The sequence below is a fragment of the Vibrio sp. YT-17 genome (assembly GCF_033337375.1).
GTDB classification, from domain to species: Bacteria; Pseudomonadota; Gammaproteobacteria; order Enterobacterales; family Vibrionaceae; genus Vibrio; species Vibrio alginolyticus.
On the sequence record NZ_JAWOQP010000041.1, the window covers coordinates 1 to 20640 of the forward strand.

Below are 20640 nucleotides of genomic sequence, written 5' to 3' on the forward strand. Positions count from 1 at the left end.
GGATTACTTTTAGTAAGGCAAAACCCAATAAACAGGATATGAATGAGTATTTACTCTGTCTTATAATGGGGCAAAAGCGTGTTTTGGGTTTTAGCAACAAGAGTCAGTATCACTTACACTGACTCGATATTGAGGTAGCGTTACTTGGTCGAGGATTTGCTTGGCTTTAAGCCGGGAGTGTTTCCTGGAGTTTTTTTGTTGTCACGTCGACGTTGATCTGGCTTGCCGGTCGACTTGGCTATTGGTTTTGGCCCTGGTTTCAAACCCATGATTTGATCCTTTTTATTTAACGAGGTTATTCCTCGTTGTATAATCTTTGGGCAGTGTTGATGGCTTTCAAGATGTGTATGAAAAACAATCTAAAAATATCCCCAATATTTCTTGTTAGTAACTCATGTTTTGATGCGTTTTAAAATGTACTGCGACAAGTTGGAGGCACAAGATGGATAGAATTACCTCAGGTCCACGACGGCTTAGTGTTGAAGAGATACAAGAACTTCGTCGCGATATGGAAGAATCTTCAATTTGGGCCAAAGCCGAACTAAAACGCCGACGAGACGCAAAAAATCAAAAAAATTCTGCGCATGGTATAGATGATGGTATCGAGAAAGGTGGCATTTCTAACTAGCTGTTATTTAGATGTATTTTGTGCTCGTTGATCTTCGAGTGGGAATAATTTTCCTCTAGACAGTTGAGTTTATAAGAACCAGCCTTCGGGCTGGTTTTTTTGTACTTCAAGTTTGTGAAGAGGAGGCTCAACTTTTTCGTGAGAGATATATACATGCGGTTAAATTAAATATATATTCATTTTAATTGTTTGATTATCATAAATGGTATTGCTATGGAACAGGCTGACGTTACCTCTCTCATTCCCATCCTTATTACTCTTTTCCTCGCGCTGACCACAAGAAATGTCGTTGTTGGTTTATTCGCCGGTGTGGTGAGTGGTGTCGCTATGCTCGAAGGGACATTTGTCGAAAAAGGGCCACTAGACTCGTTTAGTGCATTGATGAAAAGCTATCTACTGCCGCAATTAACTGACAGCTACAATGCGGGCGTCATTTTGCTCTTGGTCTTTATTGGTGGCTTTGTTGCCTTGATGGAGAAATCTGGCGGTGGTGTGGCGTTTGCTAAAAAGGTTACTCAATGGGTTGCGAGTAAATGCCAAGCTCAACTGTCCGCATGGTTCGGTGGTGTGGTTATTTTCTTCTCAGACCTTGGTACACCACTGATTGTTGGCCCTGTTTTTCGCCCTTTATTTGATAAGTTAAAAGTATCACGCCAAAAATTAGCTTTTATTATCGACTCTACTTCCTCTCCCGTCGCAATCTTGATCCCTTTTATCGGATGGGGCGTTTACATCATGGGATTGATTCAAAAAGAGTTTACTGCCCTGAATGTCAGTATGAGTGATTGGGATGCTTTCATTGGTGCGATCCCGTATCAGTTTTACGCCTTTCTTGCGATCGCGATTGTGCCGATTGTCTCTTTCTTCAAATTAGATTTCGGACCGATGGCGAAGGCTGAGCAACTAGCAGAGCAGGGCTCCGACTTTGGGAAAGTGCAGGAGTCCATGAATGTGTTTACGCATAAAAATGCAAAATCTAGTTTTGTATGGGCACCTTTGCTCGTTATGCTGGTGGTTCTATGTACCATCCTCGTGCCACACGGTTTTCCATTTCAAAAAGTGGCAGGATCAACGTTTAGGGCTGCACTTTCTTCTGCATATTTCTTCGCGGCCTTCACTTTAATTGCGCTGATGGCGTTTTATGGCGTAAGAAAGCTTTCGGATGGTATTCAGGTTTATCTGAAAGGGATGTCAAACATGATGTCAGTGGCGGTGATTCTGGTATTGGCTTGGGCGCTTAGCTCGGTTGGGAAAGAATTAGGTGCAGCTGCATACATTGCTGAACAAGCTCAAGCCGGTTTCCCTTACTGGTTATTGCCAGCGGTTGCGTTTTTACTGGCCGGTATTATCTCGTTCGCTACGGGATCATCTTGGGGGACGTTTGCCATCATGATGCCATTAGTGATCCCAACTGCCGTCGCGATTGATGCACCACTGTTGGTTTGTATTGGTGCGGTATTATCTGGTGGCTTGTTTGGCGATCACTGTTCTCCCATCTCTGAAACTACGATTTTGTCGTCGACAGGAGCGGGGTGTGAACAGTATGAGCACTTCCGTACACAATTACCTTACGCATTACTCAATGGAATGATCGCATTGGGGTGTTTTCTTTTAGCTGGAATCAACGCCTCACCAGTGATTGTGCTTGCCGCAATTATTTCTCAGTGTGTGGTTTATTTTGTGCTGTCTAAACAAAAGTCAACCGCGAAGCTAGAGGTGGTTTCGGCAGATCAATAAAGAGAGAAACATCACAAAGCGGAGGCTCACAGGGTCTCCGCTTTTCTTTTGAGTCAAGGTAACATTTTTCTTGTGACAAAATGTGTGTGAGGACCTATTTATTCATTTTGTCTCGCAGAATCAACGTACTTGGCTCGGTGTTTCGTATATATGATCCACTATATGTCTAGTTATTCCTCGTATATTGTATTGTTGAAATCCGGAGACTAGACATGTTTGCACTCAAACATCTTCCTCTTGCATTGAGTTGTGTCTTAGCAGCACAAGTGAATGCGAGTATGAATATTCAGCCCGATCCGCAAAATCCGAATGGTTATGTTATTGCTCGTGGTGACGTTCAAGCCGTAGAGCAAAGCAAAACTTCTGATCCTATGTATGCCATTTGGTCACAAGCATTAGAGACACGCCCGAACTCAGTAGTTGAAGCGATTGTTCCAGGGGCGACAACCAACCCAGAAAACGTGAAGCGTGTAGAGCGTGTATTCCCCGAAAGTGAGTGGGACTTCCTGACTCAAATGGCGGCACCTGAATACACTTACACGCGTTTCCTACGTGCAATTGGTAAGTTCCCTGCATTCTGTGGTGAGTACACAGACGGTCGTGATTCGGATGCAATTTGTAAAAAATCGATCATGACAGCGTTTGCTCACTTTGCACAAGAAACCGGTGGCCATATTTCGATCGATAACGTATCGGATAATCCGCTAGGGTTGGAAGAGTGGCAGCAAGCTTTGGTTCATGTGCGAGAAATGGGATGGTCTGAAGGGCAAGAAGGTTACACAACAGGTTGTGGTCAAAATGACTGGCAAAACAAACGCTGGCCATGTGAACCTGGACAAGGTTACTTTGGACGTGGTGCAAAACAGCTTTCTTACCATTTTAACTATGGCGCGTTCTCTGAAGTGATGTTTGATGGTGATGCATCTGTATTGCTAAAAAATCCAGGCTTGGTTGCGGATTCGTGGCTGAACTTAGCATCGGCTATCTGGTTCTTCCTAACCCCACAAGCACCGAAACCTGCAATGCTACATGTGATTGACCGTACTTGGGTGCCTTCACAGCGTGAGCTTGATGCTGGCATTGGTTACGGCTTTGGTACCACCATCAACGTGATCAATGGTGGTATTGAGTGTGGAGAGCAAAACAAAGATAAAGGTCAACCTGTTAACCGTATTCGCTATTGGGAAGGACTTGCCGCTCATTATCAAATTCCAATTGAAGCCGATGAGACCAATACCTGTTGGCAGCAGACGCCTTACGGTAGCTTAAATCTGAATGGTGCGACAGACGTGTTGTACACCAACTGGGATGGAAACTGGAAATACTACTCAGATCGTCCTGGAGGCCACTCTTTTGAATGTGAACTTGTTGGTTTCCAAACGGCTTACTCTGCGCTAGTTGCAGGTGATTATGAGAAATGTGTAACTAACTTCTACCAATCTCATGCGGGTTGGCCAGAAGTTCGTGTAGTTGACAAGTTAGATCCAGTGGATCCGGTCGATCCGCCTGTAGGTGGTGTGGCAGCTTGGGATTCTGGCAAAGTATATAACACGGGTGATCAAGTTTCTTACCAAGGTGCTGTTTACGAAGCGAAATGGTGGTCACAAGGTAATGAGCCAACGAAAGGAGACCCTTGGAAGCTGGTTTCAGGCACGCCTACGGAGCCGCCTACAACGGAACCTGAACCACCGGTGACTGAGCCAGAACCACCAGTTACAGGCAATTTTATTCAGTGGGAGCCGGGTGTAACGCAAGTCGCTAACGGCGATAAAGTGACGTACCAAAACAAATGTTTTGTCGCAAAAAATGGCCCTGGAGTATGGGAAAGCCCAACGCAAAGCAACTGGTTCTGGGACGAGATTTCTTGTCAGTGATCGAGTAAAAAACAACCTAACCATCTATAAAGACTCTGCTTTTTTGCAGGGTCTTTTTTTATATATGTAGTGGTTTATTTATGGAATCTAAGTTTTCAATAACAGCTTTTCTCTTTTGTTCTGCAGCCCATTAAAATTCGCGCGCATTTTTTATCAACATTTTTGAAGAAAGGTATTTGTACATGTCGACAAAACTGGCTAACCCAGCACCGCTAGGTCTAATGGGTTTCGGTATGACCACTATTCTGCTCAATATTCATAATGCAGGATTTTTCCCAATTGACTCTATGATTCTAGCGATGGGCATCTTTTACGGTGGCCTTAGCCAAGTAATCGTTGGCATCATGTGTTTTAAACGCGGTGATACGTTCGGCACAACTGCGTTTACTTCTTACGGTCTATTTTGGCTAACATTGGTAGGTCTAATCGTAATGCCTCACATGGGTCTTCCTGCAAGCCCTGCAAGCTTTATGGGTTGGTACCTAGCGCTTTGGGGCATCTTCACTGGTTTCATGTTCATTGGTTCTCTATGTTACCCAACAGCGAAGCAAGTGGTATTTGGTTCTCTAACTATCCTGTTCTTCTTGCTTGCTGCTCGTGATTTCACTGGTAGCGAAGTGATCGGTGCTATCGCTGGCTTCGAGGGTATCTTCTGTGGCGCAAGTGCAATTTACTTCGCAATGGCGCAAGTACTGAACAACGAATTTGGTCGTGAAGTGTTACCTGTCGGTAAAGCAAAAATCGCTCGTAAAGTTGAAGCGGTTATCGCCTAAGCTGTTACTCATAATGAAGAAAGGGGGATTAACTATTGGTTAATCCCCCTTTTTTATGTCCTCAATCGGACCACTGCTTTTTCTTATTTATGTGATAACGCTACGTTGATGGTTGCTCAACAGTTTCTGCGCTATTGCTGTCTGCCGTTGGAGCTTTACCCGTTTTACGTCGGTACTTATCTTCCCAGTAATCTGCGCCTTTAATGCCCAGTGCAACAGGGTTAAATGTAAAATCGGTCACACCACGTTTTTGTTGCTCTTCGTAGTCGTTCAGTGCTTTGAGTGCAGGCTTCGACATAAAGAAAATGATCAAAATACCGATGATGTTTAGCCACGCCATCAGTCCTACGCCTACATCACCCATCGCCCATGCTAAGTTGGCGGTTTTCACGGTTCCGTAGAACACGGATGAAATAATGATGACTTTCAGAATAAACATCAGTCCATTTACTTTGAACGTACGACGAATGTAAGCAATGTTCGTTTCTGCAATGTAGTAGTAAGCCAGAATGGTCGTAAACGCGAAGAAGAATAGAGCGATTGCGATGAATGGTTTACCCACGCCAGGTAGTGCGCTTTCGATCGCCATCTGTGTAAACACAGGGCCATTTGCACCAATATCCGCTGGTAGGTTTTGAACCAGGAATGTACCTTCAATCGCACCATTTACGTTGTACGCGCCAGTGATAAGAATCATGAACGCGGTTGCTGAACACACAAGTAGTGTATCGATGTAAATAGAGAAAGATTGAACAAGACCTTGCTGAGCAGGGTGATCAACACTCGCTGCTGCTGCTGCGTGAGGACCAGTACCTTGACCTGCTTCGTTGGAGTAGACACCACGTTTTACACCCCAGCCGATTGCTGCACCAACGCCTGCCATTGGTGTGAACGCGTCACCAATGATCATGCCGAAAATGCGTGGAACCTCACCAATGTTTAGAAGGATGATGACAAACGCAGTAATGATGTAAGCTAACGCCATAAATGGCACAACGACTTGGGTAAAGTTCGCGATACGCTTTACGCCACCAAAAATGATGAAAGCCAAAATGACACAAACAACCGTACCAGTGAAAATTTTAGCAAAACTGAAGGTACCAATAGCGGTTTCAATCATGTCACCTGAGCCAAATGCGGCTTCTACTGCGTTACCGATACTGTTCGATTGAACGCCAGGAAGTAGAACACCACAAGCAAAGATGGTCGCGATAGCAAAGATCCAAGCGTACCATTTTTGTCCCATTGCTTTCTCAATATAGTAAGCAGGGCCACCACGGAACTCGCCTTCGTCTTCTTCTTTATAAATTTGTGCAAGTGTTGATTCTGCGTATGCGGTTGCAGCGCCAAAGAAGGCTACGACCCACATCCAGAATACGGCGCCTGGGCCACCGAAACCGATAGCAGCAGCAACACCAGCAATGTTACCTGTACCTACACGGCCAGACAGTGAAACGGCAAGTGCCTGAAATGATGATATCCCTTTTGTTGAACTCTTCCCTGAAAGTAATAAGCGCCACATCTCAAAGAAGTGACGAATTTGTACAAAACGCGTCATGATTGAATAGAACAAACCTGCGCCAAGGCACAAATAGATCAGTACCGGGCTCCAAATAATTCCATTCAGAAAATCAACTAATGACTGCATGAGTATTTTCCCTGTTAGTTGTGTTTGTGGTTGTTTTTCACACAATACATTACCCTTTATGTAATGCAATTGTTAACTTTTTTAGCTACAAATCCTTTGTAGCGTGATGATGAACACAGAATGGAGAGTAGTTGTTAAAATTTGGTTCTTGTTGCTTATTTGCTCCTTTTAGGTAGAAGATTTGCCTGATGATTAATTATGCAGCACATTGTCATTTAAATGTGCTGCGATTTTGATGAGTTAAAAATGCCAATGGTTATGCATTTTGTGGAGTAAGTGTCTGCCTATTTTTTGTTCAGTCATGTGCTCAGGCGTAACGACAAAGGTTAAGCTCCGCATTATCCATCACTTTTGCTTTTTCACCTTTCATTACGCTTGCTAGCAATTGACCTGAACCACAAGCCATCGTCCAGCCCAGAGTTCCGTGTCCGGTGTTAGTAAAAAGGTTATCGTATTTAGTCGCGCCGATAATTGGTGTGCCATCAGGCGTCATTGGCCTAAAGCCGCTCCAAAACTCAGCTTGGCTGAAGTCACCACAACGAGGAAAAAGATCACGGATGACCATTTCGATGGTGTTTTTGCGCTTTTGTGGAAGGGAAGCATCAAACCCTGCTAATTCTGCGGTGCCAGCTACGCGAATTCGGTCATCAAATCGAGTCATAGCGACTTTATAGGTTTCATCCATCACAGTAGATCGAGGAGAGAAGTGTTCATCTTCCATCGGGATGGTGAGTGAATAGCCTTTGACAGGGTAGACCGGAATATCAATATCGAGTTGCTTGAGTAGCGCTGTAGAGTAGCTGCCAGAGGCCACCACATATTGGTCTGCTTTAAATTGTCCTCGGTTCGTTTGGACACCTATGATCTTTTTGCCTACTGTAACCCAATTGCTTACTTCAGTATCGAACTCAAATCGGACACCGTGTGCCTTAGCAAGCTCCGTTAGTTGTTGGCAAAATTGATGGCAATCGCCCGTTTCGTCATCAGGTAGATGCAAGCCACCAACCAGTTTGTCTTTCACAAGTGCAAGCCCTGGCTCTTGTTCAATACATTGTTCGACGTCCATTAGCTTAAATCGGGTTCCGCTTTGTTCAAGGAGCTGCATGTCCTTTTCAATAGCTTGCAGCTGTTGATGTGTTCGGAATACTTGCAAGGTCCCAAACTGACGCCCTTGATACTCAATGGCGTGTTCTTGGCGTAACTGTTCTAAGCAAATACGGCTGTGGTTAGCGATAGAAAGCATGCGAGCCTTGTTAACTTGATAGCGAGGTAGGGTGCAGTTCGCGACCATTTTACTCGCCCAGCGGATCATGTCGGCATTCAGAGTGGGTTTGATTTTAAGTGGAGCATGCTCCTCCATTAACCACTTAATGGCTTTAACAGGAACACCAGGCGCAGCCCAAGGCGAAGAATAGCCATATGAAATCTGCCCGGCATTGGCGAAGCTCGTTTCCATGGCACTGCTTGGTTGGCGGTCAATGACGGTAACTTGATAGCCTGCTTGAGATAAATACCAAGCAGAGGTTAAGCCGATAACGCCGCTGCCTAATACGATGACTTCCATTGATGCACTCCACACATTTATCAGAGTGCTCAGTTTCTTTTCTTTACCTTTTGTTAACAATCGATATAAATTACACACTGTGTTTAGAAAAACTATAGGCTCAAGGATGAAAAGTAATCTGATAAGTGGTTTGTGCCTATTTAGCCAAGTCGCGGAGTACAGCAGCTTTACTGGTGCTGCAAGACATTTACACCTCACCACTGGTGCCATAAGCCAACAAATTATTCATTTGGAAGCGTTATTAGGTTTTACTTTATTTGAACGCCACTCTCGCGGTATTCGTTTAACCGTAAAAGGCACTCAGTTACACCAAGCGACGCAGTTTCACTTTTCGGAACTGAGCAAATTGCTTGATGAGCTAAAAGTAGAAAAGCAAACCAATGAAATTCGTTTGAAGTTGACGCCTTCTTTTGCTTTCAAATGGTTAGTCCCAAAGCTCGAAAGCTTCCATCATGATAATCCGGATATCCAAGTACAAATCTTTGCGGAAGGTGCGCTGGTAAATAGTGAGATAAAAGACTATGACGTCGCAATTGACTATGGTCTTCATCCTTATAGAAATGCTAACGCGGAGCTGATTTTGGATGAGCATCTGCTACCGGTGATGAGTCCAAAATACCTTGAGGATCATGGCTGGCTAAAAACGTTGTTTGGTGAGCAAAAAAACTCAATGCCAGTGAAGCAATGGCAAGAGGCGACGCTACTACACGATGCGATGCCATGGGAAAAAGCGACGCGTGACTATGAGTGGCTATATTGGGCGTCAGCGATGGGGTTGGATTTTAAAACCGATATCGGACACTTTTTTAATCGAACGGATATGGCAATGTCTGCAGCCGAAGCTGGCGTTGGGATTGCGATGGCACGAATGGCACTGATTGAGGATGAATTGACGACAGAGCGTTTGGTTTCTCCATTCAAACCGATTTCTGCCAATGCAGGGTATTACTTGATCATGAACACACGTACGAATGCGACAGAAACGTTTCGTCACTGGTTACTTGGACAGTTGAATTAGCGTTTTATCTCTGTGATTCATCCCTACGTTATTTGTTGAAAAATTGGGCAATATAAGTTTTATAAGCAAGGTAAGTGCTTTGCTTGCCGCTATTTGAGTGATGAAAGACAGGGAAGAACATGAAAGACGAAACGCTATCCATCCATTTTGGTTACGAAACTGACCCTACCACTAAATCTGTCGCGACGCCGATTTATCAAACAGTCGCGTACGAGTTTGATAACGCGCAGCATGGTGCTGATCTGTTTAACTTGGAAGTGCCGGGGAATATCTACACTCGCATCATGAATCCGACTAATGACGTGCTGGAAAAACGCATGGCGGCGTTAGAAGGCGGCATTGCTGGATTGGTCGTGAGTGCGGGGAGTGCAGCGATTAACTATGCGATTCTGACCTTAGCGCAAGCGGGCGATAACATCGTTTCTACGCCGCAACTTTATGGCGGTACTTATACCTTGTTTGCGCACATGCTGCCAAATCAGGGTATTCAGGTGAAGTTTGCTAAAGATGACAAGCCAGAAAGTTTGGCCGAGTTAATTGATGAAAATACCAAAGCGGTGTACTGCGAGAGCATTGGTAACCCTGCAGGTAATATCATCGATTTAGAACGTGTGGCGGAGCTTGCTCACGCACAAGGCGTGCCTGTGATTGTGGATAACACCGTCGCGACGCCAGTGCTGTGCAAACCCATCGAGTTCGGTGCGGATATCGTAGTTCACTCTCTCACTAAATACGTTGGTGGGCATGGCACCACATTGGGTGGCGTGATTGTGGATTCAGGTAAATTCCCTTGGGCGCAGCACAAAGACCGCTTTCCTGTTTTCAACCAACCAGAACCTTCTTACCACGGCGTGGTGTATACCGAAGCGTTTGGTGAGGCGGCATTTATCGGGCGTGCGCGTACCGTACCACTGCGTAATACCGGAGCCGCATTATCACCGATGAATGCATTTATGCTTATGCAAGGGCTAGAAACGTTACCGCTGCGTATGGAGCGCCATACCGAGAACACACTCAAAGTGGCTGAATTCTTGGAACAGAATGACAAAGTCAGTTGGGTAAGTTATGCCGGATTGCCAAGTTCTGAACACTTCCATCTCGCCGAAAAATACATGAAAGGTAAGCCTTCTGCGATTTTGTCGTTTGGTTTAAAAGATGGTTATGACGCTGGTGTGCGTTTTTATGATGCTTTGAAAATCTTTAAGCGTTTGGTGAACATTGGCGATGCAAAATCATTGGCTTGCCATCCTGCATCGACGACTCATCGTCAATTGAGCGAAGCAGAACAAAAACAAGCTGGTGTGTCTCCAGAGATGATTCGTTTATCGGTGGGTATTGAACATATTGACGATATTCTAGCCGATTTAGAACAGGCACTAAACTCGTAAAACGATTCTGTTTTTAGCTTTGGGTTACCCATAGGCCAGCCTTTAAAAAAGCTGGCCTATTTTTATTTTATTGTTTAAATATCAAGGGTTTTTGTGTTTTTGGTTTGTGGTATTCCAAAAGCTCATAGAGGGTGAGATTTATTCTCTTGTCACGTTTGGGTTTGTTCCTGATGATGTGTGCAAGTATTACACATTGGAAGGGACTCAAATGTCTTACGTATTTCACCGTCATTGCCATGCTACGCTACCAATCATCGATAGAGGTGAAGGTGTTTATCTATTCGATAAGCATGGAAAGCAGTATCTCGATGCTTGTGGTGGTGCTGCGGTATCAAACCTTGGCCACAGTCATCACGCCGTTAAAAAAGCCATGTTGGAACAGCTCGAGCGAGTGCCATTTGCTCATACTGGATTTTTTACTAGTGACAACAGTGAGCGCCTAGCAGAATTGATTTGTCAGCACATGCCTGAACAGTTCAACCATGTGTACTTAGTCAGTGGAGGATCAGAAGCGGTGGAGTCGGCACTAAAAATGGCGCGGCAGTATTTCGTGGAATCAGGTAAGCCAGAGAAAAAGCAATTCATCGCGCGTCAGCAAAGTTATCACGGCAATACGTTGGGAGCTCTGGCGGTCGGTGGTAATGAATGGCGACGTGAACCGTTCAAACCTATCTTGCATCCGAGTCATCACATTGCCCCTTGCTATGCTTATCGTTATCAGCAGAGTCATGAGTCGGAATTGGATTACTCATTGCGAGCGGCGAATGAACTAGAGGCAAAAATTCTTGAGTTGGGGGCTGATAATGTCATGGCTTTTGTCGCCGAGCCCATTGTGGGAGCCACCGCTGGAGCTGTGCCTGCAACGCAAGGTTATTTCAAGCGTATTCGCGAAATATGCGACCAATACGATGTGTTATTGATCTTGGATGAAGTCATGTGTGGCGTTGGGCGAAGTGGCAGTTTTTTTGCGTTTGAGCAAGAAGAGGCAGAGCCCGATCTGGTTTGTATGGCTAAAGGGCTTGGTGCGGGTTATCAACCTATTGGCGCGGTGGTTGCGAATGATCGAGTCTACCAAGCTATTGCCGGTGGAAGCGGTTTTTTCCAACATGGTCATACTTTTATGGCGCACCCTGTGGCGTGCGCTGCTGCCGTGGCGACCATTCAAACCATCTTCCAAGATGATTTATTAACGGCGGTGAATCGGCAAAGTGCTTTGCTGCGTAATGGGCTTACTTCTGCATTGGCCCATTTACCGTACATTGGCGACATTCGTGGTAAAGGTTTGTTTTTTGGCATTGAGCTGGTGGCGGATCAAGAAAGCAAGGCGCCTCTGAGTAAAGCCACATTGGCAGACAAACGCATCAAACAGCGAGCAATGGAAAATGGCTTAATGTGCTATCCAATGGGCGGAACGATTGATGGCGTTAATGGGCACCATATCTTGCTTGCGCCGCCATTCATTATTCAGCCTCACCATATTGATGAACTAGTTGGCAAACTCTCATTAACGCTAAAAGAGGTAGCGAAGGAATGGAATTAGAAAATCGATGTATACGAGAGCCTATCGCTATTATCGTGGCCCCAAACGGTGCAAGAAAAACTAAGCACGATCACGCCAGCTTACCCATGACAACAGACGAACTGGTTGCAGAGGCTATCGCTTGTCAAACGGTAGGGGCTGCCATGATCCATTTGCATGCTAGAGACGCCAACGGACGTCATTCATTAGACATCGACGACAACATGGCAATTTACCATGCCGTGAAAGAAGCGGTGGGAGAAACCATGATGGTTCAGCTCACCACAGAAGCGGTGGGTTTATATTCTCCGCCACAACAGCGGGCGTTAGTCAAAGCTGTGAAACCTGAAGCGGCTTCTTTCGCATTGAGGGAGTTAATCCCCGATCGCGCAAGTGAGAAAGAAGGGCATGCCTTTTTCCATTGGTTGGCAGAGAACAGCATCGTGAGCCAAATTATTCTCTACGATACAACCGACATTGAACGTTATTTCCAACTACGCGATGCGGGCGTGTTACCTAAAACGTATCAGCATGCATTAGTGGTGTTAGGGCGTTATCACCAAGCTCAACAGTCTTCGCCATGGGATTTACGAGGTTTGAATTTGGCGCGTTTTGACGAGGAAGAAATTCGATGTGCCATTTGTGCTTTTGGCGCGCGAGAGCAAGACTGTTTAGCGAGTGCGATGTTACTTGGATTCGATGTGAGAGTGGGGTTTGAGAATAACCACGTCGATGTGGCAGGCGAATTAGCAATCAGTAACGCGGCTCAGGTGGAAGCTCTACGCGATGTGGCGCATCGCTTTGCGATTCCTTTACACAGTGCGCAAAGTTTGCGTTCAGCTTTGAAGTAAATCTGCTCGCGGAAAAGAAAAAAAGAAGAAAGGAAAGTAAAAAGGCTCCATCGGAGCCTTTTCGGTATTTGTCGTTAGTTCTCAGTTTGCGCTACAGGTTGACGAGCGGGATGTTTGATAAACACCGCGACAATAGCCGCTATCGCTAATGCAAAACAGTAGTAAGAATTGGCAACTACTTCAAGTGGCGAGAGGTTGAACACGGAACCTAGCAGCAATACTTGAGCACCGTAAGGCAACACGCCTTGCACCACGCATGAGAAAATGTCTAACAAGCTTGCTGAGCGGCGAGGAGAGACATTATTCTCTTCCGCCAGTTGGCGAGCAACGCTGCCCGATACAATGATGGCTACGGTGTTGTTTGCCGTACAGCCATTGACCATTGATACCAAACCTGCAATACCTAGCTCGCTTGCACGACTGTTCGCATGCTTAGAGTGACTAGAGCCAAACGCGTGGATAAGGCTACTAACGAAATTTGTTAGAAAAGCAAGGCCACCTTGGCGGCGCATCAGTTCACTCAAACCACCAATCAACATGGATAACAAGAAGATCTCTTGCATGTTACCAAAGCCTTTGTAAACGTCTTGGGCTAGATTAGTCAGTCCGTAATTGTCAATCGATGCCAAGCTCACGCCGCCAGCCAAAAGAATGCCAATCGACAGAACCACAAACACATTCACACCAGATACCGCTAGGATCAAAATAGTGATGTACGGCAAGACTTTTAGCCACTCAATATCGCCAGTTTCAGGCACTTGAGTCGCGGTACTGTTGAAAGCGAACACTGCAATCGCGATCAACGCCGCAGGTAAAGCAATACGAATGTTCTCTTTAAACTTGTCTTTCATCTCACAACCTTGAGAGCGTGTCGCCGCGATGGTGGTGTCAGAGATGATAGAAAGGTTATCACCAAACATAGCGCCGCTCAGTACAACGCCTGCGGTTAACGGTAAGCTCATTCCTGCTGATTCAGCAATACCCAACGCTACGGGGGCAACGGCTGCGATGGTACCCATCGAAGTCCCCATTGCTGTTGCGATAAAAGCAGAAATCAGAAAAATGCCCGGTAAAATCATGCTGGTTGGAATAGCGGATAAACCAAGGTTTACTGTTGCATCAACACCGCCAGAGGCTTTTGCTACCGCAGCAAAGGCACCTGCAAGCAGATAGATCATACACATTGCGATGATGTCTGGGTGGCCAACACCACGCATGAAGTGTTCGATTGAGCGGTTAAGCCTCTCTTTACTTAAAAGAAACGCAATGATGATGGCTGGTAATACCGCGATGGGTGCAGGCAGCTGGTAGAAGGCAAATTCCACGCCTTGCAAAGATAAGTAAGTGCCTACGCCAATAAATAGCGCAAGGAATACAATTAATGGGATCAGTGCGACCGCAGACGGTGCAACTGTTTTAGTAGTTTGTTGGGAACCGGACATGTAAACGACAATGTTAATGATAAGAGAGAAGAGCAGACTAATATCACATTTCTACATTGTCAACGTCTAGACGTCTAAATGGCTGCTTAGGTTTTACACGTAAAGAAAAAGATAAAAGCTCGTGTTGCGTATCTCACTGATACCACGAGCTTTAGTTATGCGCTAATGAAGAGACTGTCGTTATTGCATTGATTTGGCTTTTTTGCGTTTAACAATACCTAAAACCATCCACGTAAATAAGACAGCAGCAAATGCCCATACCAGATATTTGTATTCGGTGTACAGGTTGCTCAGCACGCTTAAATGCTCAAATGCAAAGTGAGTTAACAAGCTGAATACCAATACCCAAACCGTCGCCGCGAGGGCGTTACCGAGCAAAAACTCTCTACGTGGCATTTTCGCGATACCGCATGCAAGAGGCATAAATTGCTTCATTCCTTCAATAAAGCGGCTGACGACCAAGCACGTAGGGCCGTATTTCTGGATAGTCAATTGAAGCGTTTGCATCTTCGGGCCGGAAATGTAGCCTTTTTTATCTAACCACCCCTCAAAGTAATAACCGATTAAGTAGCCACAGGTATTACCAAAAAAGCAGCTCAGCCACGATACCATCATTACCATACTTAGGTTCATGACTTGCTCTGACGAGAGCAAAGATGCCGCGATCATCAGTGATTGACCAGGCATCGGGATACCTATCCCTTCTAGAAATATACTGACAATCAGAGCAACGTAGCCGTATTGCTCAAGCAAAGGCTTCATTGACATGAGAAGTTCGTTAATATGTTCCAAAAGCTTTCCCCTAATAAAAGCGGAACGAAGTTGGAGTGATACTCCGAATGTCCTATTGGGTCAATTCTTGTTTCTCACCATTGAGAAAAACTGACATGCCTCTAATAATTGCGCAGAATCAACCTGCAGCAGGCTTTATTCGCCGCCACGCTCTTTGGTAGCGGCGAATTAGGGAGATCCTTATGACTCTTTAGCTTTAGTAAATGCGCCATACAAATCAAGGCGTCGGTGACGTAAGTTGGTTACTGAACCCTCGGTATTAAGTTGCTTCAACTTAGTCAAATCAACATCGGCGAAGATTATCATTTCGGTGTTGGCGCTTGCTTCTGTCAAGGTCGCATCGTGCGGGAAGTAGATATCCGACGGTGAAAATACGGCAGATTGTGCGTACTGGATATCGACATTATCAACACGAGGTAAGTTGCCGACACTGCCCCCAATTGCAACGTAGCATTCGTTTTCGATGGCTCGTGATTGGGAACAGATTCGTACTCGTTGGTAGCCATTTTTTGTGTCTGTCCAGAAAGGAACGAACACAATTTGTGCGCCTTGCTCGGCGAGCATTCTTCCCAACTCTGGGAACTCGCTGTCATAACAAATCAGTATGCCGACTTTGCCTGCATCGGTTTCGAACACTTGAACATTGTCACCACCGTCGATCACCCAGTCTCTTTGTTCATGAGGCGTGATGTGGATTTTATATTGAGCGTTTATTTCACCATCTCGTTGCAGCAAGTAGGCCACATTATACAACTTGCCATCCTCGATGACGGGCATACTGCCTGCAATAATGTTGATGTTGTAGGTGACGGCCATCTGCGAGAAGCGGTTTTTGATCTCTTCTGTAAAGCTAGCCAAAAAGCGAATTGCTTCGACGGAATTTTGGTCGTTTTGCAATCCCATCAGCGGCGCGTTAAAGAATTCAGGGAATAGGGCGAAATCGGCTTTGTAGTTCGCAAGAGAAGAGATGAAGAACTCAGCCTGATCGAGCAAGTCCTCTAAGTCATTCATGGCGCGCATTTGCCACTGCACAACACCAATACGAATCAGCGTTTTTTCTACATCATGGACGGATTGAATATCCTCTTCGTAGAAGAAGTTATCCCACTCCAGTAGAGTTGCGTAGCCTTTAGAAGCACTATCCTCTGGCAAGTAACCACGCATAATACGCTTTACATCGAAGTCATTTGCAAGCTGAAAAGACAAAATAGGATCGTGAAGCTCACGGCGTTTTATCTTGTCGATGTATTCAGCCACGCTCAATTCGTCAGCATATTTGTGGTAATTCGGGATGCGGCCACCGGCCAAAATTGCTTTGAAGTTCTTACTCCGGCAAAGTTCTTTACGCGCATCATACAGACGGCGACCTAAACGCAGTCCACGGTAGTCCGGGTGAACAAATACATCGAGACCATACATGGCGTCACCGGTCACTTGGTTTTGGATGACGTTGTTCTCGGTGATGATGTCGGTGTATAGGTGAGGAAGTGAAAATCGGTTGTAGTCCACTTTGATTGTTAGCGCTGCGCCGACAATTTTTCCGTTATCCTCAATACAGATTTGTCCATCAGGAAACTGATGAATGAGATCCATGATGGTCAGGCGTGGCCATGAGCCACCAACATCAGGAAAAACAAGGTCCATTAATTCCGCGAGCTCTGGGTAATCGGTCGGCTCAATGGTGCGTAAAGAGAGTCTTGGCGTGTTGCTGTCCATATCCTACTATCCATTTATCCTTTTTAAATAGTATGGATGAGAATGCCATAAATTTGAGCAGACAGATACCGAAGTCTTTGAGTTGTTTTGGTTTACCTAAACGAGCTTAAAGAAACAACATTAACTTAGCTTGCTCTTCAGCCATTCGTGAAACACCGCTACTTTTTTAGCCGAAAGGCGATAATTTGGGATCATCACGTAATAACCATAACCGCTCTGTAAAGTTAGGTTGAGAATATGTTGGATATCCCCTCTTAAAATAGAATTCTGCGCCATAAAATCAGGAAGTAAGGCGAGTCCTTTTCCCATTTTGACGGCTTCGTAAGCTAGGTAAAAATGTTCAAAGCCTACAGAGTGATAGGTAACGGTTGATTCTACTGCATGTGCCGCCTTAAATTGCTCCCACAACTGAGGACGAGTGATTTGAGGTATCAGCGGATAGTCGCTAACAGCGTGCACATTCTTGAGTGCAGGAGCGTTAGTACCGACCAATAGTAGTATTTCTTCGCATAGTAAGTGGCTGTATTCATAATGCGTGGATAATGGAAGGCAGCGAATATGTAAGTCACTTTCGTTGCTCGAATCTTTGACGTTCCCATCCCCAGTACAGACTCTTACTCGGATGTTAGGATGTTGCTGGTGGAAGTCATCAATATTAGGTATCAACCAAAGACTGGCAAAAGAAGGGGTTACGTCCACGGTGAGTAATTCTTGCTTTGAATCTGACTGGATTAAGTTGGCAGTTGCATGCTGAATAAGCTCCAAAGCTTCTGTGACTTGCGGCAGATAACGCTTGCCTTCTTCGGTTAACTCAATACCACTCGCCCTTCTTTGTATTAAAGGTAAACCCACCAATTGCTCCAGCGATGCGATTTGTTTGCTTACTGCGCTTTGCGTAATACATAGGGCATCCGCTGCTTTAGAGAAACTGAGGTAATTAGAGACCGCGACAAACGTCCTTAATGCTCGAATAGAAGGGTATTCACTGCCTTTTAACATACTTCAGTTCCATTAAACTCTGCTTAGGCAAAGAGTAGAGTATTCACGGCTTGAAGCAAAGTAAGATGCAACGTATGTGTGATTAGCTTCCTTTCTTATAAAAACTAGCTAAGCGTTTTTTGACTGATTAATCTACAAGAGTATTTTAGATGTTTATTTAATTTCTTTGAAAAATCTACAAATTGACAAGAATCTTTTTCACATCATCGATTAACCTCAATTTAGTATTGTTTATATAAAGTAAACAGACAGATCTTTTTTTCTGTTTTTGTTCGGCGTTCTTTAGAGGATTGTCAGTATTCTATAAAATTAAATATATTTTTCATTAATTTAAAGTTGGCATTGCATTTGCTCTTTACTATTCGAACCTTCAATGGAACTTATATTAGGAGAACGAAATGAAAAGCAATGTTGTTACTTTGATTAGCCTTTTTTCTTTAGCAACGTTTAGTACTTTATCACATGCTGCGGACTCCAACGATCATGGTGTATATGTTGGCGCCAACTACGGTTACTTAAAAGTTGATGGACAAGATGACTTTGATGATGACAGCGATGTTATTCAAGGTTTAGTTGGTTACCGTTTTAATCCTTACTTAGCGTTGGAAGGTGGTTACATTGATTTCGGTAGCTATGGTAATAACCTAGCAAATGCCGAAACGGACGGCTATACAGCGGCTCTAAAAGTTACCGCTCCCATTGCTGATCGTGTCGACCTTTACGCAAAAGGCGGTCAAATGTGGTACTCGACGGATTACAACGTTGCGGGCTTCCAAGGCAACAAAGATGATGAAGGTGTATTCGCTGGTGCCGGTGTGGGTTTTAAAGTTACTGATAACTTCTTAGTTAACGCAGAATATATGTGGTACGACGTAGAACTCAATGCGGAGAATGTCGCGAACGGTGCAAACACGGAAACAGACTTTAACCAAGCATCACTAGGTGTAGAGTATCGCTTCTAATATAGTTAGCCGTGCTGGACTCAATAAAAGTGCGAAGCAAAATAGCTTCGCACTTTTATTATTTATCATTCAAATAATTTAAGACCGATGAAGCGTATATATAAAACGATGGCTAATTTATTTTATTGTTACTCCAGGGTATTTAATACGTTACTAGCATGACTGTCTAGCCTTTTTACTAACCTTGAAAAACAAAGCTTTATTGCTCTACAAGTAATATTAGATAGGTTAATTTCCGCATTGCCTGACATTACATTTATGTGGCCTATAATACCGCGTACGTGTTCGTTACGTTCATTTTTTAGCTCTGAAATTAGCTAATTTAACCCAAGTAGCAAGGCCTACGGTCGCATCTGTTGTATTATATGACCCAGACCTGAAATTCTTAGTAAAGTCAAAGTTGAAGAGACTATTTTACTTACCCAACCATCAGTCATCCGAGCGTTATATCTCTTGTTGAAGTCAAGAAATACGTTGCGTTCTAGATAAGTTTAAGGCTTAGATTGTAGTGCCGATCACTCATTACTTGTAGCGTTATTGACATAACCCGGAACAGATTTTTTCCTAGTCCATGAGCGTGGAAGTCGATACCAGAACCTCCTTCTAACCGATACTCAATGCCCCCGTGAATGAATGGCCAAAGAGGAGGCATAGGAACTGGAGTTGCATCATGAGTGCATTATTTAATTTCCATACAAGTCAGAGTCTATATAACCAAATAAGTTACATTGGCTGTTCACGTAGTAGTCATCGTTTTCTTCATCATCAATTGAAAAAGCAAAGTACTTAAGAGGGTTCTCAGTGTCACAAGCAAGGTTAGCCATGTTATTTTTTACGTAATCCTCTATTTTATAACCATCAAAGCTTCCTTCCCAAATAATAGTACTTTCATCATTGCTGAGTTCTGCGACTAAAACAATAGTTACATAGCGATCAATGAGAGGAGTGCTTATGACGTCTTTATTTTCATAGACTGGAGAAAACTCAAAGCGACCAGTACTGTCTGTGAATGTTGATAAGTCTATTGATTTCCCTGACATGCTTAAACCAATACTAAGGCTAACCTTTAGGCTACTAAGTGGTTTTCCTTTCTTTGTTAACACACCATTGATTTGCGGTGTGTATTGATTAACGTGTTCGTCATTCAATTTACTTTCTTCAAAATTCATTACAATGCTCACTAATATGACTGTAATAATTCCAGCAACTTAATTTTTCACAACAATATTTTCATTTTGAAATTTAAAAATCTATATATGTTGTGTTTCTGTTCAATATCTAAGGTTAACTTTGTGATTAGAGTTACATTATTTTTTGTAACTACTGTTTGTAGTCATTACATCTATAGAGTTGTAATGAAACAAGCGAGTAGGGACTAACAATGAATACATCAATCAATTCATCGAGGGAGATGAGTATAGACTTTAGACTTAGATCTAGTTATCTCTTAGAAAGGATAGGTAAGCAGAAGACTTTTAAGTTGCAGGGCTTTTAGTACCATGCTCTCTGCCTTTTTGATTAGTACTTATGAACTTCTTGTTTACTGATTAATACTCAACGAGTTTGTAAACCTACATGGGCCAAAGGTATGCGGTAATCTATGTAGTAAGATTTCAGAAAGCATGAATGTTTGAAAAAAGAGACCATTTTAGTTTGACCCGTCCTGATATGGGTTGACACTTTTTAACTAAAACGCTCGATGTACTTCATCGGGCGTTTTGTATTTTAA

At 44.1% G+C, this 20640-nt stretch carries 16 protein-coding genes; 9 read left to right on the forward strand and 7 right to left on the reverse strand.

All coding sequences use genetic code 11. The features are described 5' to 3' along the window. Nucleotides 1–442 precede the first annotated feature (442 nt). The 4 genes from R7F67_RS23050 to R7F67_RS23065 all read left to right on the forward strand — a co-directional run bounded on the left by R7F67_RS23050 (nt 443) and on the right by R7F67_RS23065 (nt 5012). Nucleotides 443–628, forward strand: a complete 186-nt coding sequence (locus R7F67_RS23050; RefSeq protein ID WP_025594098.1) for a hypothetical protein — start codon at nt 443–445, stop codon at nt 626–628. Nucleotides 629–841: 213 nt separating this feature from the next. Further along, nucleotides 842–2365: a Na+/H+ antiporter NhaC family protein gene (locus tag R7F67_RS23055; RefSeq protein WP_064353653.1), complete on the forward strand. Its 1524-nt coding sequence runs from the start codon at nt 842–844 to the stop codon at nt 2363–2365. Nucleotides 2366–2577: 212 nt separating this feature from the next. Then, a complete protein-coding gene (locus R7F67_RS23060; protein ID WP_318057395.1) occupies nt 2578–4239 on the forward strand; it encodes a chitinase in 1662 nt (553 codons plus the stop codon). A 182-nt stretch (nt 4240–4421) separates the two neighbouring features. After that, entirely contained in the window at nt 4422–5012 is a 591-nt protein-coding gene (locus R7F67_RS23065; protein ID WP_005381682.1) for an acetate uptake transporter, read from the forward strand. Nucleotides 5013–5112: 100 nt separating this feature from the next. On the opposite strand, the gene R7F67_RS23070 is transcribed toward R7F67_RS23065, so the two are convergent. Continuing rightward, nucleotides 5113–6660 carry an alanine/glycine:cation symporter family protein gene (locus R7F67_RS23070; RefSeq protein ID WP_005381681.1) on the reverse strand — a complete coding sequence of 516 codons (1548 nt, stop codon included), beginning with the start codon at nt 6658–6660 and terminating at the stop codon, nt 5113–5115. Between the two features lie 307 nt (nt 6661–6967). Further along, nucleotides 6968–8224, reverse strand: coding sequence for a D-amino acid dehydrogenase (locus tag R7F67_RS23075; RefSeq protein WP_047102136.1), 1257 nt, complete (start codon nt 8222–8224; stop codon nt 6968–6970). A gap of 106 nt (nt 8225–8330) precedes the next feature. Here R7F67_RS23075 and R7F67_RS23080 point away from each other — a divergent pair, with 106 nt between their 5' ends. The 4 genes from R7F67_RS23080 to R7F67_RS23095 all read left to right on the forward strand — a co-directional run bounded on the left by R7F67_RS23080 (nt 8331) and on the right by R7F67_RS23095 (nt 13000). Further along, nucleotides 8331–9242 (forward strand): LysR substrate-binding domain-containing protein, encoded by a 912-nt coding sequence (locus R7F67_RS23080; protein ID WP_167415038.1) that lies wholly within the window; start codon nt 8331–8333, stop codon nt 9240–9242. Nucleotides 9243–9361: 119 nt separating this feature from the next. Then, complete coding sequence (locus R7F67_RS23085; RefSeq protein ID WP_205460833.1) at nt 9362–10630, forward strand: O-acetylhomoserine aminocarboxypropyltransferase/cysteine synthase family protein; 1269 nt, start codon at nt 9362–9364, stop codon at nt 10628–10630. A 208-nt stretch (nt 10631–10838) separates the two neighbouring features. Then, nucleotides 10839–12170: an aspartate aminotransferase family protein gene (locus R7F67_RS23090; RefSeq protein WP_262638882.1), complete on the forward strand. Its 1332-nt coding sequence runs from the start codon at nt 10839–10841 to the stop codon at nt 12168–12170. Continuing rightward, the gene (locus tag R7F67_RS23095) at nt 12161–13000 is read left to right on the forward strand and encodes a 3-keto-5-aminohexanoate cleavage protein (RefSeq protein ID WP_262638881.1); all 840 of its coding nucleotides are present in this window, start codon (nt 12161–12163) and stop codon (nt 12998–13000) included. The genes R7F67_RS23090 and R7F67_RS23095 overlap by 10 nt, the downstream gene beginning before the upstream one ends. 74 nt (nt 13001–13074) lie before the next feature. Here R7F67_RS23095 and R7F67_RS23100 read toward each other — a convergent pair whose 3' ends face one another. From R7F67_RS23100 to R7F67_RS23115, 4 genes are all read right to left on the reverse strand, one after another. Continuing rightward, the gene (locus R7F67_RS23100) at nt 13075–14442 is read right to left on the reverse strand and encodes a Na+/H+ antiporter NhaC family protein (protein WP_053302976.1); all 1368 of its coding nucleotides are present in this window, start codon (nt 14440–14442) and stop codon (nt 13075–13077) included. 180 nt (nt 14443–14622) lie between these two features. Then, nucleotides 14623–15210 carry a DedA family protein gene (locus R7F67_RS23105; protein WP_005383738.1) on the reverse strand — a complete coding sequence of 196 codons (588 nt, stop codon included), beginning with the start codon at nt 15208–15210 and terminating at the stop codon, nt 14623–14625. 204 nt (nt 15211–15414) lie between these two features. Next, on the reverse strand, nt 15415–16950 hold the full coding sequence (locus R7F67_RS23110) for a bifunctional GNAT family N-acetyltransferase/carbon-nitrogen hydrolase family protein (protein WP_161440932.1): 1536 nt from the start codon (nt 16948–16950) through the stop codon (nt 15415–15417). A gap of 120 nt (nt 16951–17070) precedes the next feature. Next, entirely contained in the window at nt 17071–17949 is an 879-nt protein-coding gene (locus R7F67_RS23115) for a LysR family transcriptional regulator (protein ID WP_193837486.1), read from the reverse strand. A 398-nt stretch (nt 17950–18347) separates the two neighbouring features. Between R7F67_RS23115 and R7F67_RS23120 the strand changes: the two genes are divergently transcribed. Then, nucleotides 18348–18911, forward strand: a complete 564-nt coding sequence (locus R7F67_RS23120; RefSeq protein ID WP_005381668.1) for a porin family protein — start codon at nt 18348–18350, stop codon at nt 18909–18911. Between the two features lie 683 nt (nt 18912–19594). Here R7F67_RS23120 and R7F67_RS23125 read toward each other — a convergent pair. Further along, nucleotides 19595–20080, reverse strand: a complete 486-nt coding sequence (locus tag R7F67_RS23125) for a DUF6795 domain-containing protein (protein WP_053302978.1) — start codon at nt 20078–20080, stop codon at nt 19595–19597. Nucleotides 20081–20640 lie beyond the last annotated feature (560 nt).

Bases quoted from the DNA above. Each gene is read 5' to 3' on its own strand.
- R7F67_RS23050 (WP_025594098.1), top strand. From the start codon at position 443: ATGGATAGAATTACCTCAGGTCCACGACGGCTTAGTGTTGAAGAGATA.
- R7F67_RS23055 (WP_064353653.1), top strand. From the start codon at position 842: ATGGAACAGGCTGACGTTACCTCTCTCATTCCCATCCTTATTACTCTT.
- R7F67_RS23060 (WP_318057395.1), top strand. From the start codon at position 2,578: ATGTTTGCACTCAAACATCTTCCTCTTGCATTGAGTTGTGTCTTAGCA.
- R7F67_RS23065 (WP_005381682.1), top strand. From the start codon at position 4,422: ATGTCGACAAAACTGGCTAACCCAGCACCGCTAGGTCTAATGGGTTTC.
- R7F67_RS23070 (WP_005381681.1), bottom strand. From the start codon at position 6,660: ATGCAGTCATTAGTTGATTTTCTGAATGGAATTATTTGGAGCCCGGTA.
- R7F67_RS23075 (WP_047102136.1), bottom strand. From the start codon at position 8,224: ATGGAAGTCATCGTATTAGGCAGCGGCGTTATCGGCTTAACCTCTGCT.
- R7F67_RS23080 (WP_167415038.1), top strand. From the start codon at position 8,331: ATGAAAAGTAATCTGATAAGTGGTTTGTGCCTATTTAGCCAAGTCGCG.
- R7F67_RS23085 (WP_205460833.1), top strand. From the start codon at position 9,362: ATGAAAGACGAAACGCTATCCATCCATTTTGGTTACGAAACTGACCCT.
- R7F67_RS23090 (WP_262638882.1), top strand. From the start codon at position 10,839: ATGTCTTACGTATTTCACCGTCATTGCCATGCTACGCTACCAATCATC.
- R7F67_RS23095 (WP_262638881.1), top strand. From the start codon at position 12,161: ATGGAATTAGAAAATCGATGTATACGAGAGCCTATCGCTATTATCGTG.
- R7F67_RS23100 (WP_053302976.1), bottom strand. From the start codon at position 14,442: ATGTCCGGTTCCCAACAAACTACTAAAACAGTTGCACCGTCTGCGGTC.
- R7F67_RS23105 (WP_005383738.1), bottom strand. From the start codon at position 15,210: ATGTCAATGAAGCCTTTGCTTGAGCAATACGGCTACGTTGCTCTGATT.
- R7F67_RS23110 (WP_161440932.1), bottom strand. From the start codon at position 16,950: ATGGACAGCAACACGCCAAGACTCTCTTTACGCACCATTGAGCCGACC.
- R7F67_RS23115 (WP_193837486.1), bottom strand. From the start codon at position 17,949: ATGTTAAAAGGCAGTGAATACCCTTCTATTCGAGCATTAAGGACGTTT.
- R7F67_RS23120 (WP_005381668.1), top strand. From the start codon at position 18,348: ATGAAAAGCAATGTTGTTACTTTGATTAGCCTTTTTTCTTTAGCAACG.
- R7F67_RS23125 (WP_053302978.1), bottom strand. From the start codon at position 20,080: ATGAATTTTGAAGAAAGTAAATTGAATGACGAACACGTTAATCAATAC.